The organism is Streptomyces sp. BBFR25, assembly GCF_044590125.1.
Taxonomy (GTDB): domain Bacteria; phylum Actinomycetota; class Actinomycetes; order Streptomycetales; family Streptomycetaceae; genus Streptomyces; species Streptomyces canus_D.
The window spans coordinates 7,303,840-7,319,844 of record NZ_CP172447.1; the positions used below are offsets into that span (position 1 = coordinate 7,303,840).

At 72.4% G+C, this 16,005-nt stretch carries 13 protein-coding genes; 5 read left to right on the forward strand and 8 right to left on the reverse strand.

The genetic code is table 11. The annotated features are described in order from the left end of the window. The first annotated feature begins 2 nt into the window (after nucleotides 1-2). Together ACGH52_RS32735 and ACGH52_RS32740 are read left to right on the forward strand one after the other, a co-directional pair. Complete coding sequence (locus ACGH52_RS32735) at nucleotides 3-842, forward strand: carbohydrate ABC transporter permease (protein WP_210977048.1); 840 nt, start codon at nucleotides 3-5, stop codon at nucleotides 840-842. After that, nucleotides 839-2,245: a GH1 family beta-glucosidase gene (locus ACGH52_RS32740; protein ID WP_121701003.1), complete on the forward strand. Its 1,407-nt coding sequence runs from the start codon at nucleotides 839-841 to the stop codon at nucleotides 2,243-2,245. Before ACGH52_RS32735 ends, ACGH52_RS32740 begins: the two co-directional genes overlap by 4 nt. A gap of 61 nt (nucleotides 2,246-2,306) precedes the next feature. Here ACGH52_RS32740 and ACGH52_RS32745 read toward each other — a convergent pair whose 3' ends face one another. The 6 genes from ACGH52_RS32745 to ACGH52_RS32770 all read right to left on the reverse strand — a co-directional run bounded on the left by ACGH52_RS32745 (nucleotide 2,307) and on the right by ACGH52_RS32770 (nucleotide 10,533). After that, complete coding sequence (locus tag ACGH52_RS32745) at nucleotides 2,307-3,125, reverse strand: SAM-dependent methyltransferase (protein ID WP_059300183.1); 819 nt, start codon at nucleotides 3,123-3,125, stop codon at nucleotides 2,307-2,309. Between the two features lie 143 nt (nucleotides 3,126-3,268). Continuing rightward, the gene (locus ACGH52_RS32750; protein WP_121701004.1) at nucleotides 3,269-6,124 is read right to left on the reverse strand and encodes a hypothetical protein; all 2,856 of its coding nucleotides are present in this window, start codon (nucleotides 6,122-6,124) and stop codon (nucleotides 3,269-3,271) included. After that, nucleotides 6,121-7,245 (reverse strand): AAA family ATPase, encoded by a 1,125-nt coding sequence (locus ACGH52_RS32755; protein ID WP_399944610.1) that lies wholly within the window; start codon nucleotides 7,243-7,245, stop codon nucleotides 6,121-6,123. Before ACGH52_RS32755 ends, ACGH52_RS32750 begins: the two co-directional genes overlap by 4 nt. Nucleotides 7,246-7,265: 20 nt before the next feature. Next, nucleotides 7,266-8,615 carry a VWA domain-containing protein gene (locus ACGH52_RS32760; protein WP_121702157.1) on the reverse strand — a complete coding sequence of 450 codons (1,350 nt, stop codon included), beginning with the start codon at nucleotides 8,613-8,615 and terminating at the stop codon, nucleotides 7,266-7,268. Beyond that, nucleotides 8,612-10,015, reverse strand: coding sequence for a hypothetical protein (locus tag ACGH52_RS32765; RefSeq protein WP_399944613.1), 1,404 nt, complete (start codon nucleotides 10,013-10,015; stop codon nucleotides 8,612-8,614). Before ACGH52_RS32765 ends, ACGH52_RS32760 begins: the two co-directional genes overlap by 4 nt. Beyond that, on the reverse strand, nucleotides 10,015-10,533 hold the full coding sequence (locus ACGH52_RS32770; RefSeq protein WP_171987488.1) for a hypothetical protein: 519 nt from the start codon (nucleotides 10,531-10,533) through the stop codon (nucleotides 10,015-10,017). The genes ACGH52_RS32765 and ACGH52_RS32770 overlap by 1 nt, the downstream gene beginning before the upstream one ends. A 143-nt stretch (nucleotides 10,534-10,676) precedes the next feature. On the opposite strand from ACGH52_RS32770, the gene ACGH52_RS32775 reads away from it, so the two are divergent. The 3 genes from ACGH52_RS32775 to ACGH52_RS32785 all read left to right on the forward strand — a co-directional run bounded on the left by ACGH52_RS32775 (nucleotide 10,677) and on the right by ACGH52_RS32785 (nucleotide 14,343). Next, the gene (locus tag ACGH52_RS32775; RefSeq protein WP_399944615.1) at nucleotides 10,677-11,462 is read left to right on the forward strand and encodes an SAM-dependent methyltransferase; all 786 of its coding nucleotides are present in this window, start codon (nucleotides 10,677-10,679) and stop codon (nucleotides 11,460-11,462) included. 130 nt (nucleotides 11,463-11,592) lie between these two features. Next, nucleotides 11,593-13,233 (forward strand): phosphodiester glycosidase family protein, encoded by a 1,641-nt coding sequence (locus tag ACGH52_RS32780; RefSeq protein ID WP_399944617.1) that lies wholly within the window; start codon nucleotides 11,593-11,595, stop codon nucleotides 13,231-13,233. Between the two features lie 87 nt (nucleotides 13,234-13,320). Next, nucleotides 13,321-14,343, forward strand: a complete 1,023-nt coding sequence (locus ACGH52_RS32785) for an alpha/beta hydrolase (protein WP_399944620.1) — start codon at nucleotides 13,321-13,323, stop codon at nucleotides 14,341-14,343. A gap of 44 nt (nucleotides 14,344-14,387) precedes the next feature. Here the strand turns inward: ACGH52_RS32785 and ACGH52_RS32790 are convergent, their stop codons facing one another. Both ACGH52_RS32790 and ACGH52_RS32795 read right to left on the reverse strand, forming a co-directional pair. Beyond that, on the reverse strand, nucleotides 14,388-14,948 hold the full coding sequence (locus ACGH52_RS32790) for a pyridoxamine 5'-phosphate oxidase family protein (RefSeq protein ID WP_399944623.1): 561 nt from the start codon (nucleotides 14,946-14,948) through the stop codon (nucleotides 14,388-14,390). Nucleotides 14,949-15,029: 81 nt separating this feature from the next. Continuing rightward, a complete protein-coding gene (locus tag ACGH52_RS32795) occupies nucleotides 15,030-15,941 on the reverse strand; it encodes an alpha/beta fold hydrolase (RefSeq protein ID WP_399944626.1) in 912 nt (303 codons plus the stop codon). Between the last annotated feature and the right edge of the window lie 64 nt (nucleotides 15,942-16,005).

Sequence of the window (16,005 nt, forward strand, 5' to 3'; positions counted from 1 at the left end):
CGATGGCGGCGCCGCGCTCCTTCACCTGGACCCGCCGCGTCTTCCTCACCCTGCTCACCGGCTTCGTCCTGCTGCCGGTGTACGTCATGGTCTCCAGCTCGCTGAAGCCGCTCGAGGACGTCTCCAGCCAGTTCCACTGGCTGCCGAGCAACCTCACCGTCCGCCCCTACATCGACATCTGGTCGACGGTCCCGCTGGCGAAGTACTTCATGAACTCGCTGATCGTGGCGGGCGCGGCGACCGTCTGCTCCGTCGTCATCGCCGTGTTCGCCGCGTACGCCGTCAGCCGCTACGAGTTCCGCGGCAAGCGCGTCTTCTCGGTGACCGTCCTGTCCACGCAGATGTTCCCGGGCATCCTCTTCCTGCTGCCCCTGTTCCTGATCTACGTCAACATCGGCAACGCCACCGGCATCGCCCTGTTCGGCTCCCGCGGCGGCCTCATCCTCACCTACCTGACCTTCTCCCTGCCCTTCTCCATCTGGATGCTGATCGGGTACTTCGACTCGGTGCCCCGCGACCTGGACGAGGCGGCCCTCGTGGACGGCTGCGGACCGCTGCGCGCCCTGTTCAAGGTCGTCGTGCCCGCCGCGATCCCCGGCATCGTCGCGGTCGCCGTCTACGCCTTCATGACCGCCTGGGGCGAGGTCCTGTTCGCCTCCGTCATGACCAACGACGCCACCCGCACCCTCGCGGTCGGACTCCAGGGCTACTCCACGCAGAACGACGTGTACTGGAACCAGATCATGGCCGCCTCGCTGGTCGTCAGCGTCCCCGTGGTCGCGGGCTTCCTGCTCCTCCAGCGCTATCTCGTGGCGGGCCTGACGGCCGGAGCCGTCAAATGACCACCACCCCCGCGCGCAGCCTTCCCCAACCCGAAAGGACCTTCGTGACCATCGACTTCGCCGCACTCCCGGACGACTTCCTGTGGGGCACGGCCACATCGGCGTACCAGATCGAGGGAGCCGTGGCGGAGGACGGACGTTCGCCGTCGATCTGGGACACCTTCTCGCACACCCCCGGGAAGATCGACAACAACGACCACGGCGACGTCGCCTGCGACCACTACCACCGCACCCACGAGGACATCGAGCTGATGCGGCGGCTGGGCACCAACGCCTACCGCCTCTCCGTCGCCTGGCCGCGCGTCCTGCCGGGCGGCGACGGCCCGGTCAACGCCAAGGGCCTGGCCTTCTACGACCGCCTCGTCGACGACCTGCTGGCGGCCGGGATCACCCCGTCCGTCACCCTCTACCACTGGGACCTGCCGCAGGTGCTCCAGGACCGGGGCGGCTGGCCCGAGCGGGCGACCGCCGAGCACTTCGCCGCGTACGCCTCCGTCGTCGCCGAACGCCTCGGCGACCGCGTCGGCCACTGGGCCACCCTGAACGAGCCGCTCTGCTCGGCCTGGATCGGCCACCTGGAGGGCAAGATGGCGCCCGGCTGGACCGACCTGACGGCGGCCGTCCGCGCCTCCTACCATCTGCTCCTCGGCCACGGCCTGGCCATGGAGGCCATCCGCGCGGCGGCCCCCGACGCCCAGGTGGGCATCGTCAACAACCTCTCCACCATCCACGCCGCCACCGACCGCGAAGAGGATCTGGCCGCCGCCCGCCGCATGGACGGCCACACCAACCGCTGGTGGCTGGACCCGGTGCACGGCCGCGGCTTCCCCGAGGACATGCGCGAGCTGTACGGGGTCGAACTCCCCGAACGCCCCGGCGACATGAGGCTCATCGGCGCCGAACTGGACTGGCTGGGCCTGAACTACTACTTCCCGCAGACCGTCGCCGACGACCCCGCCGAACCCGCCCCGCACGTCCGCACCGTCCGCCGCGTCGGCGTGCCGCGCACCGGCATGGACTGGGAGATCGACGCCGGCGGCATCGAGGACCTGCTGCTGCGCCTCACCGAGGAGTACGGGGCGCGCAAGCTGTACGTCACCGAGAACGGCGCCAGCTTCCCCGACGTGGTCCGCCCCGACGGCACGATCGACGACCCCGAGCGCCGGCAGTACCTGACGGCCCACCTCGCGGCCTGCGCCTCCGCCGCGCGCAGGGGAGCCCCGCTGGCGGGCTACTTCGCCTGGTCCCTGCTGGACAACTTCGAGTGGGCGTACGGCTACGACAAGCGCTTCGGCCTGGTCCACGTCGACTACGCCACCCAGGTCCGCACCATCAAGGGCAGCGGACACCACTACGCCGACCTCATCGGCCGGGCGCGGGGGAGGGAGCGCAAGGCCGCCTGAGACCCCGTGGTGGGCCCGGGCGCGGGAGTCCGCGCCCACCACGGCTCCCCGCCCTGGCGCGTCAGGCGTCCTTGCGCGCCACTCCGCCGTAGATGCCGATCGGCGGGGCGTCGGGGCGCCGCGCCTCCTCCGGGCGCCAGTCGGTGACCCGGACCAGCCCCGGTTCGACCATCGAGAAGTCGCCGAACAGGTCGAGGACCGCGGCGTGCGTGCGCAGGTGGAGAGAGGCGGTGGCCTTGTTGTAGACGGCCGCCGCGCCCTCGCGCCGGTCCTCGTGCACGTCACCGGTCGCGTGCGACAGGACGAGGCAGGAACCGGCCGGCAGCGCGTCGCGGAGCGTGGCGACGATGCCCGCCGGGTCCTCCGCGTCGGCGATGAAGTGCACGACGGCCACCAGCAGCAGTGCCACCGGCCGGTCGAAGTCGATGACCGCGCGCACCTCGGGGTGGTCGAGGATCGCGCGCGGGTCGCGCAGGTCGGCCAGGACGACGGCGGTGTCCGGGTCGTCCGACAAGGCCCTGGAGTGGGTGGCGACGATGGGGTCGTTGTCGACGTACGCGACCCGGGTCCCGGGGGCGACGGACCGCGCGATCTGGTGCACGTTGGGCTCGGTGGGCAGGCCCGTGCCCACGTCGAGTATCTGGCGGATGCCGCACTCGGCCACCGCGTACCGCACCGCGCGGTGCAGGAAGTGCCGGTTGGCGAGCACCCCCTCGCGCACCTCGGGCGCCGCCTTCATGAACTGCTCGGCGGCCCGCTGGTCGACCTCGTAGTTGTCCTTCCCGCCGAGGAAGTAGTCGTACATCCGGGCGGGATGGGGCCTGCTGGTGTCGATCCGGTCGGGGTGGGCGGCGCTCTCACCACTGCTCAGGGAGGTCATGCGGCCTGACTCCGTCCTCAACTCGCGGGCCACCCACGGCACAAGCGTGGTGAGCACCTGGGTGCGTGCCTGTCGGAACATCATCTTGGCATGAGCGCGCGCCCTGACGGGTCCCGGACTGTGCCGGAACCCGCCCCGGACTCTCATGCGCGCGCGAGTACGGCCTCCCACGCCTTCGCCGCTTCGGGGTGACGGGTCGTCAGCAGAGCGCCCCGCTCCGACGGACCGCCGCTGTCCGTCGTCCACCCCTCGTCGCACCCGAGCAGGCCGGCCAGCGCGTCGCAGGCCGCCGGATGCAGCGGCAGCAGGGCCGCGCCCCTCGGTGCGTGGCCCCCGGGGTCCGACCGGCGGGAGCCCGGTACGGCCGGGGGAGTCCGCCACGGCGGCACCCAGGCGTCGAGGGCCGCGAGCCGCCCCGGGAAGATCCGGCCCGCCTCGCGGATCAGCAGCGGCGCCAGCTCCGCGGCGTTCGACCGCAAGGTCGTGACGAGCAGCGGCAGCCACGGCAGCAGCACCGCGTCCGGCAACCGCCCGAAGGCGTTCGACACCGCCTCCACCACCACGTCCGCCAGCCCCGGCACGGGTTCCAGGGCGTGCACGAAACCGCTGAGGTAGCGCGGATAGGCGGGCACCACCAACGGGTCGGCCAGCAACGCGTCGCACCGGTCGCGCAGTTCCCCCCGGGACAGGGTCCCGAGCTGCACCTGCGCCGCCCACAGCAGGGCCGTCTTCGACGGGTCCTCGGGGTGCGACTGCCCGACCGCCAGCTCCAGCTGGGTCCGGTCGCAGCCCAGCGACAGCGCGAGGGACTCCATACTGAACAGGAAGCCCAGCATCGCCGCGACCTGTCCGACCGTCGCGTCCTCGTCCTGGAACGCGGTCGGCAGCAGCGTGCAGTAGTGGGCGTAACCGGACTTGACGAACGACTCGATCCACGACGGCAGCACCGGCTCGCTCGTCCGGTAGTACGCGAGCAGCGCGCGCACCCGGCGCAGCACCTCCGGGGCGCCGTCGACCCCGCGCTCGGCGGCCAGCACCTTCAGCGCGTGCGTGCCGAGTTCGTCGGCGAGGCGGCGGCTGCCGAGGTACAGGGTGGCGTCCTCGACCGCGGCCAGCACCGTCGCCGTCGTCGCCCCGGGACCGTAGGCGTCGCGCCGCAGCCGCTGCTCCAAGACCTGCTCGACGCTGACACCCTCGTAGCCCAGCTCGATCAACGCCCGCTGGTGGGTGCCGAGCGCGAGGTCCCAGGACTCCTGGATCGACCGCTCACCGAGCCGCCGCTCACCCATGATCGGGCGGGCCGCGCCGTGCGGCAACAGCCGCCGCAGCATCCACAGCACGTCGGAGCAGGCCCGCAGCTCCGGCCGGGACGCCATGTCCAGCAGCGCCCGCCGCACGCCGCGCTGCTGGAGCCGCAGCCCGAGCGGCTCCAGCCGGTCGTGCACGTCACGGGCGAGCGGCGGCAGCGCCTCGTAGCCGACCTGGCCGATCCGGTCGCCGCCCATCATGATCTCGACCAGCCGCCGCACGTCCCGCCGCCCCGGCACGACGTCCTTCTCGATGCAGGTGACCGCCGCGTCCTGGAAGTCGTACGGCGTGGGCTTGGCCCGGTCCCGCATGCCCGCCAGCAGGATCGACGTCTCGAAGACCGCGACGGCGTCGGCGGTGGAGGCGAGGTAGCCGCCCCGCCGGGCCGCGCGCACGATCTCCACCGACCAGCCGAGCAGCTCCGCCTCGTCCAGCGCGTCCAGCACGGGCGGCCGGCGCAGGAAGCCGGAGAGCCGGTCGGCGGCGGCCGGTGCGGCGACCGGCGCCGCCGGGCCCGCGGGGGCGGCCTTCTTCGCCACCGCCTTCTTGGCCGTGCCCTGCTTCGCCCCGGCCTGGCCCGCCAGCCGGTACGGCTTGACCCGGGTCCGCTTCAGACCCTTCGCCCACTCCGTCGACGCGATCGACACCGAACCCGCGGCCAGGCCGAACTGCGCCTCGATCGCCGCGTGGCTGGACGGGATCAGCCCGTACTGCCAGGAGGTGGCGGTGCGCGGGGAAACGGTGAAGGTGCCCGTCCTGCCCCGCACACCGAACTCCTCGACCCGGCTGGCCGCGTGGAAGGCCCCGCACACGTACAGGCAGTCCGCCGGATCGGTGCCGGTCGCGTCGAGGTGCTCGCGCATCCGGGTCCACATGTACCGCTCGCGGTCCTCGTCCACGCGGACCCGGGCGCCGTCGCCGGGCGCGAGCCGCCGGAACAGGCTGCCGACGAGGAACATCACCTGACGGTAGGTGTCGTGGTCGACGGCGGCGTCACCGCTGCTCTCGCCGAGCGGCACCTCCACGTACTGGTGCCACCACTCCGACCAGTGCCGCACCTTGCCGTGGCGCAGCAGGTGCTCCTCCAGCTCGGCGAAGCGCGGCCGCAGGTCACCGATCTCGACGCCGACCGCCTCACCGTGCAGACCGGCCTCGGGGGCCCGGGCATCCTGAGCGGTCTCGCCCTCGTCCGGCGCCTGTTCGTGCCGCCCGTCCCACTGGAAGACGTGGTCCGCGGACCGGTCGACGAGGACCAGCTCCACCCCCGGCGTGTCCAGCGCGTAGGCGATGGCCTGGTACTCGGCGGACGCCTCGGTGATCGGCGCGACGACCGACAGCGGGGCCCACTCCTTGGGGAAGCCGTCCACGTCACCGGCGAACGCCTGCACCGCCACCGGCAGTCGGCAGTTGCGCAGCTCGGCCAGGAGCGGCGCCAGGTCCTCGCACAGCTCCAGATACACGACCTTGGGCTGCTTCTCGCGCAGCCGACGGGCCATGGCGGTGGCCGAGGCGGGGGAGTGGTGGCAGACGGGGAAGATCTCCAGCGGTTCGCGCACCGCGCGGTCGACGTCGTCGACCAGGCCGAGGAGTATGCCCTCCAGGGCGTCGGGCCCGCCCGCGAACACGGCGGCGGCCTCCTGGAGCTGCCCGCGGAGCGCGGCGAACGACGTGCTCTCCCGGTCCCCGCTCATGACAGCGTGGCGATCGCGTCGCGGCCGCCCTCCAGGAACTCGGGCCAGGAGCCGCCCTGCTCCTTGCTGCGCGGCTCGACCACACCGTGCAGGTACTTGTTGAAGATGGCGAGATCCTCGGGCTCGCGCCGGGCCAGGGAGCCGACGAGCGAGGAGGCGAGGGTGCGGGCGGTCAGGGCGCGCTCGCCGAAGAAGTTGCTGTGCAGCACGGCGTCCTCCAGCACACCGATCTGCTCGGCCGTCGACAGCGCGGACTCCAGCCGCTCGTCGTCGCTGCCGGCCGCGGCGGCCGACTGGCGCAGGTCGGCGAAGCTCTGCAGCAGCACGTCGAGCAGGGTCGGCGGCACCTCCAGGTCGATCGAATGGCGGCGCAGCAGCTCCTCGGTGCGGAAGCGGACGATCTCCGCCTCGCTCTTCTTGTTCGTCACCACCGGGATCCGCACGAAGTTGAAGCGCCGCTTGAGCGCCGACGACAGGTCGTTGACACCCCGGTCGCGGCTGTTGGCCGTGGCGATGACCGAGAAACCCGGCTTGGCGAACACGATGTTGTCGTCGCCCCCACCGCTCTCCAGTTCGGGAACGGAGATGTACTTCTCGGAGAGGATCGAGATCAGCGCGTCCTGGACATCACTCGTGGACCTGGTCAGCTCCTCGAAGCGGCCGATGGACCCGGCCTCCATCGCGGTCATGATCGGCGAGGGGATCATCGACTCCCTGGACTGCCCCTTGGCGATGACCATCGAGACGTTCCACGAGTACTTGATGTGGTCCTCGGTGGTGCCGGCCGTGCCCTGCACCACCAGCGTGGAGTTGCGGCTGATCGCGGCGGACAGCAGCTCCGCCAGCCAGCTCTTGCCGGTGCCCGGATCGCCGATGAGCAGCAGGCCGCGGTCGGAGGCGAGGGTGACGATGGACCGCTCGACGAAGCTCCGGTCACCGAACCACTTCTGCGCCACCTCCCGGTCCAGGCCGTCGGAACGCTCGGAACCCAGGATGAACAGCCGGACCATCTTCGGCGACAGACGCCACGAGAACGGCTTGGGTCCGTCGTCGATCGACTCCAGCCAGTCCAGCTCCTCGGCGTACTTGATCTCGGCGGGTGCGCGCAGCAGTTCGGACATCAGGGGAGGCCTTTCGGTGATCAGGTGAGGAACGTCTTGAGTTCGTGCACGAGCTTCTTGATGTGGCCGGAGATCACCGGCGTGCCGAGGTCCTTGAACCGCTCCCGGAACCACGGGTTGACGCTGCCGCGTCCGGAGCTGGTCACCGACCCGACGGGGATGAACTTCGCGCCCGAGCGGTGGACGGCGGCCATGGAGTCGAACAGCTCCTGGTGCCGCCACTCGTAGAAGTCGGAGATCCACACCACCACGGTGTTGCGCGGCTCGGCGATCTTCGGCTGGGCGAGTGCCATGGCGACCGTGCCGTCGGTACCGCCGCCGAGCTTGGTGCGCAGCAGCGTCTCGAACGGGTCGTGCGCCCAGGGAGTCAGGTCCAGCGCCTGGGTGTCGTAGGCGATGAGGTGGACGTCCACCTTCGGCAGCCCGGCGAATATGGACGCCAGGATGGTGCAGTTGACCATCGAGTCGACCATGGAACCCGACTGGTCCACGACCACGACGAGCCGCTGGGGCGTCGTCTTGCGGCTGGTGTGCCGGTAGTAGAGCCGGTCGACGTAGAGCCGCTCCTCCTCCGGGCTCCAGTTGGTGAGGTTCTTCCAGATGGTGCGGTCGATGTCGAGATTGCGGAAGACGCGCTTGGGCGGCACGGACCGGTCCAGCTCACCGACCGTGGACTTCTCCACCTGGGTGCGCAGCACCTCGGTGACCTCGTCGACGTAACGGCGGATGAGTGCCTTGGCGTTGGCCAGCGCGACACCGGACAGGTTGTCCTTGTCGCGCAGCAACTGCTCCATCAGCGACATGCTCGGCGTCAGCCGCGCGGCCAGCGCGGGGTCGGCCAGCACCTCGCGCAGGCGCATGCGCTTGACGAGGTCGGCCTCGACGGAGCCGAGTTCGGTACCGAGCGCGGGCCCGCGTCCGCCGCGCAGCTCACCCGGCCGGCAGCCGAGGGCGCGCTCCAGCCAGTCCGCGTCGGACTGCCAGCGGGCCAGCCGCTCGGCGGTCACGTTGCCGGAGCCCGTGGAGAAGACGTTCAACAGCACCTTGGACACCAGCGCCGCCCGCCGGACCTCGGCGGCCCGGTCCCGCGCGTCGTCCTCCTCCGCCTCGGGCACCATCAGCCCCTCGAACTCGGCGGCCAGTTCCGGATGGCGCTGGACGACGGAGTCGACGGAGGCGCCGGGGTCGAGCAGCGCGGACGGCAGACCGATGTCCTCGACGACGGCGAGGCTCGCGGACTCCAGCGCGGCCTGCTCCTCGGGGTCGAAGAGCCGGGCCAGCAGGCGCCAGTACAGGACCTGGCGGCGGTTGTCGTGGGCATCGTCTCGGGGATCGGCGCCGTGATCCTCGGTGTGGGGTCGGTGGGTCATTTCCGCAGCAGCTTTCCGGCGCGCTCGCGGAGCACGGTGACGGCGTCGGTGGCGGCCTTCTCGGCCCGCACCCCCGCCTTGTCCGTGGTGCCCCCGGCCCAGGCCCCCGCGTGCACGGCGACGGGCTTCTTGCGCACCGTCCGCTCCACGGCCAGCGGCTGGAGCAGGAACTCCCCGGCATCCCAGCGCAGCAGCCCCAGGCAGGCGCCGGACGACGCCACGGCCGCGGGGGTGAGCGGCCCGGCGGCCGGCACCCGGTCCGTGTCGACCCGCACCCGGCACCCGGCGACGTCGAGAACGACCTCGCCCGCCCCGTCCTCCGCGTCCGCCACGCCGTACCCCTCCACCAGGACGGGCACCGCGATCCGGGCCGGATGCCGGTCCAGCGGCGACACCGCGAACGCGGCGGCGGCGGGCAGGGCCACCCGGGCGGTGGTGAACGCGTCGGCGGGCTCGCCCGCGCGGGCACGGGCGTCGTCCCACAGCAGGTCGCCCTCGGCGGTGAGCGGCATCGCGTCGAGCTGGACGGAGCGGCCCTCGCCCACCGCGGCCAGCAGCGACATGTGCGGCCGCAGCAACTGCCACAGCCCGGCCGCGACGACCGTGTCCGGCTTCGGCGCGGACACCGAGGCCCGCACCAGCCGGGACGCGGCCCCGTCCGCGGGCTCGAACACCGCGTGCACCTGCGCCTGTACGGCGGTGGCGTGCTCCTGGACGTCGACGCCGAGCGGCAGCAGCCGCCCGGTGGCGGCGTCCACGGCGGGTGCGGACGCCGTCCCCGGCAGGGTCAGCAGCAGGGCACGCGCCCACAGGTCGGCCCAGCGGCGCACCGGCACCCGCTCCAGGGCCGCCCCGGGAGAGCAGGCGGCCAGCTCGGCGGCGAACCCGTCGAGCAGCGTCGCGAGCCGGCGCAGCGCCGGGTCGGGCAGCATCGCGGAGACGACGGGCGCGGCTCCGCCCACGAGATCGTGGTCGATGCCCTGCCAGCCGGTCCTGGCCAGGTCGCACAGCCAACCGCGCGCCGCGACGAGCAGGTTCCCCGGCCGGTCCTCGCCGGAACCCGGTGCGGCGGCCGCCGCATCGGCGACGGGGCGGCCGGTGACCTCGTCCACCCGCGCCACCAGGGCATCGTGAACGGACCCGAGCAGCGCGGTGCGCGCGGCGGCGAGCGCGACGAAGTGACCCTCGTCACCGCCCCCGGCGGACGTCTTTTCGGCGGCCTCGGCGACCCGCGAGGCCAGCGGCGTCCCGGCGACGGCGTCGGCGAGCCCCGACAGCCCACCCGCCTGTGCGGGCTGCGGACGGAGCAGACCGCCGACGAGTGCCGCGTCGAACCCGTCCACGGCCGCGAGGGCCTCGTCGAGCCCCTCGACGTCGTCGAGCAGCAGGTCGGCGCGCATCAGGCGGCCACCGCCCCGGTCGTCGGGAACCAGTGCATCTCGGGCAACGGTGCGGTGGCGGGGGCGAGTTCGAGATAGGCGAGCTGGCGCAGGAACCTGCTGAACACCTGGGCCGCGGCCGAGGCGTCCCCGGCCCCGGGCCGCGCCGCCGTCATGACGGAGGTGAGGGACTGCGCGTCGACGGCGTCCCCCGCCTCGGCCTTCAGGTAGCGGGCCACGCGCTCGGCGCCGTACTGCAGCACGGCCTCGCCGACGAGGGCGCGGATGTGGTTGCAGAACGAGCCGCGCGCCCCGCCGCAGGGACGGTTGTTGTTGGTGCTGCACGAGAAGGCGTAGGACGACGCCGCGACCGAGGACACGTACACCCGCCCGATGTCCGAGCCGCTGGACACCACACCCTGCAACCGCCCGTCGGCCAGCTCCACGAACGGCACCTTGGCGAGCTTGCGCGGCCGCGCGGACGGCACCACACGCACCGTGCTCGACTTCTCCCAGACGGACAACGCACCATCTCCCATGCATGCGAAAGGGGGGCGTTCTCGCCACCTCGGCGGGAACGAGATCGAACCTATCGGCGACCACTGACAACGACCGGTGACCTGGGCCGGATCCGGATAGGCTGCGCCCTGACGGTGCCGTTCCGCGTACGGAGGAGTGTCCTGTGACCGCCGGTATACCCAGTCCCCGCATCGACACGAGCAAGCCGCATCCCGCCCGCGTCTACGACTGGTTGCTCGGCGGCAAGGACAACTACCCCGTCGACCAGCGGGTCGGCGAGACCCTCCCCGAGGAGGCCCGGGGCAACGCGGCCCGGAACCGGGCGTTCATGCACCGCGCGGCGGCCTGGCTGGCGAAGAACGGCGTCGACCAGTTCCTGGACATCGGCACCGGCATCCCCACCGAACCCAACCTGCACCAGATCGTGCAGGCGATCCGCCCCGCCGCCCGAATCGTCTACGCGGACAACGACCCGATCGTCCTCCGGCACGCGGAGGCGCTGCTGACCAGCACTCCGGAGGGCGTCACGGACTTCCTCCACGCGGACGTACGGCAGCCCGGGACGATTCTCGAACGGGCCCGTGAAGCACTGGACTTCGACCGTCCGATCGCCCTCTCCCTGATCGCGCTCCTGCACTTCCTGCCCGACGACGAGGACCCGTACGGCCTCGTGCGCACCCTCGTGGACGCGCTTGCCTCCGGCAGCTACCTGCTCCTCTCGCACGGCACCGCCGACCAGCACCCGGAGCTGAAGCAGGAGACCGAGGCCGCGTACAAGAAGGGTGCCATCCCGCTGCGGATGCGCACCCGCAGCGAGGTCGAGCCCTTCTTCGACGGGCTGGAACTCGTCGCTCCCGGCCTGGTGTTCGCCACCGAGTGGTACCGGGAGGAACCGGCACCGATGCGGGAACGCAGCGGCTTCTACGTGGGCGTGGCGCGAGTCCCCTGAGCCGGACCGGCATACGGACCGGACGAATCGCCGCTTCCCGAGGCCGCCTTGACGCGAGCCGGAACCGACCGATACTTGTGCGCAGCACGGGTCGGTCGGTGTCCGTGGGCGGCGTGAGACGGGACGACAGATGAAGCAGAGACTGTGTGCCACGGGTGCCGTTCTCGGCGTCCTGACGACGGCGGCCGCACTTCCACCGGCCGCGGCGGCGCCCCCGTACCCGGGCGGTCCCCTCTCGCCGACCCGCCACGTGCTTCCCCTGGGGCCCGCCGACCTCCCCGAGACGCGCACCACGACCACCCTCCAGCCCGGCGTCACCCTCACCCGCATCGTGCGCGGGAACGCGGACGACCCGGCGCTGCGCTGGACCGTCGAGGTGTCCATCCCCGGCGGCGAGACCTCCCCGGACCCCGACGCACCGCCGACCGCCCTCAAGGACCGGGCGAGCGCCGACGAACTCGCCGCCGAGTTGCGAGGCGACGGCTTCGAAGCCCGGGTGGAGGAGGTGAGGACACCCCGGACGGCCGACTACGCGGGTGGCAGCCTCGGTTGGCGGGTCCGCATCGGAAGCTTCGACTCGCAGACCGCCGCGACGGCCGAACGCACCCGCCTGCGAGCGGCCGGCCACACCGGCACGGCCCTCTACACCGGCTGGGACGGCGAGACGACGGACCGCGGCCCGTGGCACGTCGACGTCCTCACCATCGACCCCCGCAGGTTCCGGGGCACCCTCGACGCGTCGTACGGCCCCGACCTGGAGCAGCGCGAGACGACCAGCGCACTCTCGGCGTCCGCCGCCGCGACCGCCGCGGTCAACGCCGGGTTCTTCGTCCTCGACCCCAAGGCCGGAGCACCGGGCGACCCGGCCGGAGTGGGCGTGTACGACGGACGCCTGCTGAGCGAACCGGTCGCCGGGCGCCCCGGCCTCGTCCTCCACGAGGACGGCCGCCGCACGGAGATCACCCGCCTCACCTGGCAGGGCAGCGTCACCACCCGCGGCTCCTCCCGCCCCCTCGACGGCATCAACCGCGTACCCGGCCTGATCAGGAACTGCGGTGGCGGCGAGGGCGACAATCCGACCTCACTCCCGCTGCACGACGTCACCTGCACCGACCCCGACGAGCTGGTCGCCTTCACCCCGGACTACGGCGGCCGCACACCCGGGGGTGAGGGCGTGGAGGCGGTACTGGACGCCCACGACCGGGTCGTGCGACTCCGCTCACCGCGCGGCGGAACGGTCCCCGAGGGCGGCAGCACCGTCCAGGCGACGGGCGCACGCGTCGCCGACCTGGCGGCCCAGGCCCACGTGGGCGAGCGCCTGCGCGTCAGCGCGACCCTCCTGGACGCCCGCGGTCGCCGGATCACCCCGTCGCCCCGCACCGACATCGTCAACGCCGGCCCGGAACTGGTCCGCGACGGCCGTATCCACGTCACCCCCGCCACCGACGGCATGGTGCGCCCCGACGACCCGAGCTGGTACTACGGCTGGGTCCACAAGCGCAACCCGCGGACCCTGGCCGGGGTGGACGCCGCGGGCCGCACCGTCCTCGTCACCGCCGACGGACGCGCCACGGGCTCCCTCGGCCTCAGCATCGGCGAGAGCGCCGAGGTCGCGAGGTCACTCGGCCTGCGCGACGCGGTCAACCTGGACGGCGGAGGCTCGACGACGATGGTGGCCGTGGGTGCCGTACTCAACTCCCCGTCCGACGCCACGGGCGAACGCCCGGTCGGTGACGCCCTGTTGATCCTGCCGCACCGAGACGGCACCTGACCCGAACCCCCACGACCGGCCGACCGACTGACCGACCGGCCGCCGCACCACCGCCGCGACGAACAGCAACCCACCCAGGGAGCCGCCGTGTTCGCGAACGTGCCCACCGTCCCGAGCCCGCTGCGGGTGAGAGTCCTCCTGGTCCTCGCCGTACTGCTGGCCACCCTCACACCGACCGCCCCGGCGCACGCCGCGGACCGGGGCGAGGCCACCCGCCCCGGCGCGGAGGTCGTCGCCGTCACCCGGGTCGCGGACCGGCAGGTCGACCTGTCGGTGCGGTCGAGGGCCCTGGGCGGCCGCACGGTCGACGTCCGCCTGCTCACCCCCGACGGCTGGAACCCGCACGAGAGGCGCCACCGGCAGCACTGGCCCACCCTCTGGCTCCTGCACGGCTGCTGCGGCGACTACACGTCGTGGACGAGCATGACGGACGTGGCGGAGACGGACAGCCTGCGCGACGTCCTGGTCGTGATGCCCGAGGCGGGCTGGAACGGCTGGTACAGCGACTGGTGGAACCACGGGCAGGGCGGCGACCCGGCCTGGGAGACCTTCCATACCAAGGAACTGCGCCACCTCCTGGAACGCGACTGGGGCGCGGGCTCCGGCCGCGTGGTCGCCGGCCTGTCGATGGGCGGCCAGGGCGCCCTGCTGTACGCCGCCCGGCACCCGGGGATGTTCAGGGCCACGGCGGCGTTCTCCGGCTCCGCCCACCCCCTCCTGAACGACGAGTCGGTCGACCGACTCATGGGCTTCTTCGCAGGTCAGGACAACGACCCGCGCCGCGTCTGGGGCGACCCGGTCGCCCAGCGCCGGATCTGGCAGGCCCACGACCCCTTCCACCTCGCCGAGCGGCTCAGGTCGATCCCGGTCTACCTGTCCTGCGGCGACGGCACCACCGGCCCCCTGGACCCACCGGGCGCCACGAGCGCGCTGGAGGCCGACTTCAACCGGCAGAACCAGGCGCTCGCGGCGGAACTGGAGCGCGTCGGCGCGAGGCACGTCACAACCAACTTCTACGGCCCGGGGACCCACGGCTGGGCCTACTGGGAACGGGAACTGCACGCGTCACTGCCGATGCTGCTGGGGGCGCTGGGTGTGGGCGGCAGCTGATCCCCCGATGCGGCAGGCGCACCCCTCGTTGCCCGACCGGCGGTTCAGAACCCCCACCGCGTATGGCTGTAGACCCCGCCGTCCCGGCCGAACCCGTACGCGGTGACGGGGGCCACCGCGAACAGCACGTCGTCCCCGCGCCGCATCGCGTCCCCGATGCCGTGGAAGGTTCCCTCGGCCGACGTGATGTGTGCCCCGTACTTCGCCTCGAACGCCGTGATCACCTCCTCCAGCACCGCGGGATCGCCGACCGGTTCCGCCTCGCCCTCGACGACGAGGTCGAACCCCTCGGTGAGCGAGTTCCCGCCCGTGAGCAGTGCGCAGTGCGCGTCCCGCGCCAGGTTCCGGGCCTTCTGCTCACCCGGTCCGGTGGAGAAATACAGCACACCGTCGTGCCACGCCGCGATCACCGGCGTGATGTGCGGCCCGCCGCCGGGCCGCGTCGTGGCCACCCAGAAGATCTCGGCGGCCTCCAGACGCCGCTGGGCCTCGGCCCACTCGGTGGCGGTGACGTCCCCGGCGCCGGGCCGGGGATTCAGTGCGGAGCTGTAGCGGGCGTCAAGCTCGGTCGTGGGCCGCTGTGCGGCAGGTCGTTGCGTGGACATGGCAGGTCTCCTTGCTCTCCTGCCGGTAACGACTGCCGGCCGGCCCGGAAATCATCGGTACGCCCGATGAGGGGATCCCCGTCACCCGTCCCGGTGCGCGGTGAGGAACGGTTCGAGGAGGCGGAGCAGCTCGTCGGGGCGGTGCAGCGGGATGATGTGCCCGCAGTCCTCGATCACGTGACCGGTGAGGTGATCGGCGACCGGCCGCAGCTGCCGTTCGAGGGCCCGGCCCACCGGATGGGCGCCGACGGCCAGGGTCGGGACGGTCAACCGGCCTTCGGCGACAGCCTCCTCGATCTGCGCGCCGCTCGTGGGCAGCGCCCGGTAGGAGGAGAAGGCGCAGCGCAGGGCGTCGGTTCCGGTGTAGGCCCGGACGAAGGCGTCCCGGACGGCGGGATCGACGCCCTCCCCGAGCGAACCGCTGTCGAGGAACCAGTCGATGTACCGGCCCTCGTGCCCGGCCAGCACCGTCTCCGCGAGACCGGGCACCGCGTGGAAACCGAACCACCAGGGCGCGCCGTGTGCGAGGAACTCCTCGGCCCCCGGCAGCCCGCCCAGCAGTGACTCCATGACCACGAGCCGCCGGACGAGGCCGGGCCGACGCATGGCGAGCAGAAACGCCGGGGGCGTTCCGGCGTCGATGCCCACGACGGCCGCCGAGCTCTCTCCGAGGGCGTCCAGCAGGGCCACGGCGTCGGACGCGAGCGTTCCGGCGTCGTAACCGTCCGCCGCGTACGCGCTGGACCCCGCTCCTCGCATATCCGGCGCGATCACTCGATGGTGCTCGGCGAGGCGGTCCATGACATGGGTCCACAGCTGCCAGGTGTGCGGAAAGCCGTGCAACAGCAGCACCGCGGGCCCCTCCCCGCGCAGGGCCACGTGGAGATCGACGCCGTTGACCGTGACGCGCCGATGTTCGACGCCGGATCGGCGCGGATCGGAGGTGCGATGCGAAGTGTGATGCGAGGTGACGGGCACAGGATGCCTCTCCATGCGGTTACCAATAGTGACAACAAAACGATAGGTAACTAAGATGAGCGGGCCAAGACCGCACTTC

Excerpts from the sequence above, each read along its gene's own strand:
- ACGH52_RS32735 (WP_210977048.1), top strand. The coding sequence starts at position 3 with ATGGCGGCGCCGCGCTCCTTCACCTGGACCCGCCGCGTCTTCCTCACC.
- ACGH52_RS32765 (WP_399944613.1), bottom strand. The coding sequence starts at position 10,015 with ATGCGCGCCGACCTGCTGCTCGACGACGTCGAGGGGCTCGACGAGGCC.
- ACGH52_RS32760 (WP_121702157.1), bottom strand. The coding sequence starts at position 8,615 with ATGACCCACCGACCCCACACCGAGGATCACGGCGCCGATCCCCGAGAC.
- ACGH52_RS32745 (WP_059300183.1), bottom strand. The coding sequence starts at position 3,125 with ATGACCTCCCTGAGCAGTGGTGAGAGCGCCGCCCACCCCGACCGGATC.
- ACGH52_RS32750 (WP_121701004.1), bottom strand. The coding sequence starts at position 6,124 with ATGAGCGGGGACCGGGAGAGCACGTCGTTCGCCGCGCTCCGCGGGCAG.
- ACGH52_RS32755 (WP_399944610.1), bottom strand. The coding sequence starts at position 7,245 with ATGTCCGAACTGCTGCGCGCACCCGCCGAGATCAAGTACGCCGAGGAG.
- ACGH52_RS32795 (WP_399944626.1), bottom strand. The coding sequence starts at position 15,941 with ATGGAGAGGCATCCTGTGCCCGTCACCTCGCATCACACTTCGCATCGC.
- ACGH52_RS32770 (WP_171987488.1), bottom strand. The coding sequence starts at position 10,533 with ATGGGAGATGGTGCGTTGTCCGTCTGGGAGAAGTCGAGCACGGTGCGT.
- ACGH52_RS32740 (WP_121701003.1), top strand. The coding sequence starts at position 839 with ATGACCACCACCCCCGCGCGCAGCCTTCCCCAACCCGAAAGGACCTTC.
- ACGH52_RS32790 (WP_399944623.1), bottom strand. The coding sequence starts at position 14,948 with ATGTCCACGCAACGACCTGCCGCACAGCGGCCCACGACCGAGCTTGAC.
- ACGH52_RS32780 (WP_399944617.1), top strand. The coding sequence starts at position 11,593 with ATGAAGCAGAGACTGTGTGCCACGGGTGCCGTTCTCGGCGTCCTGACG.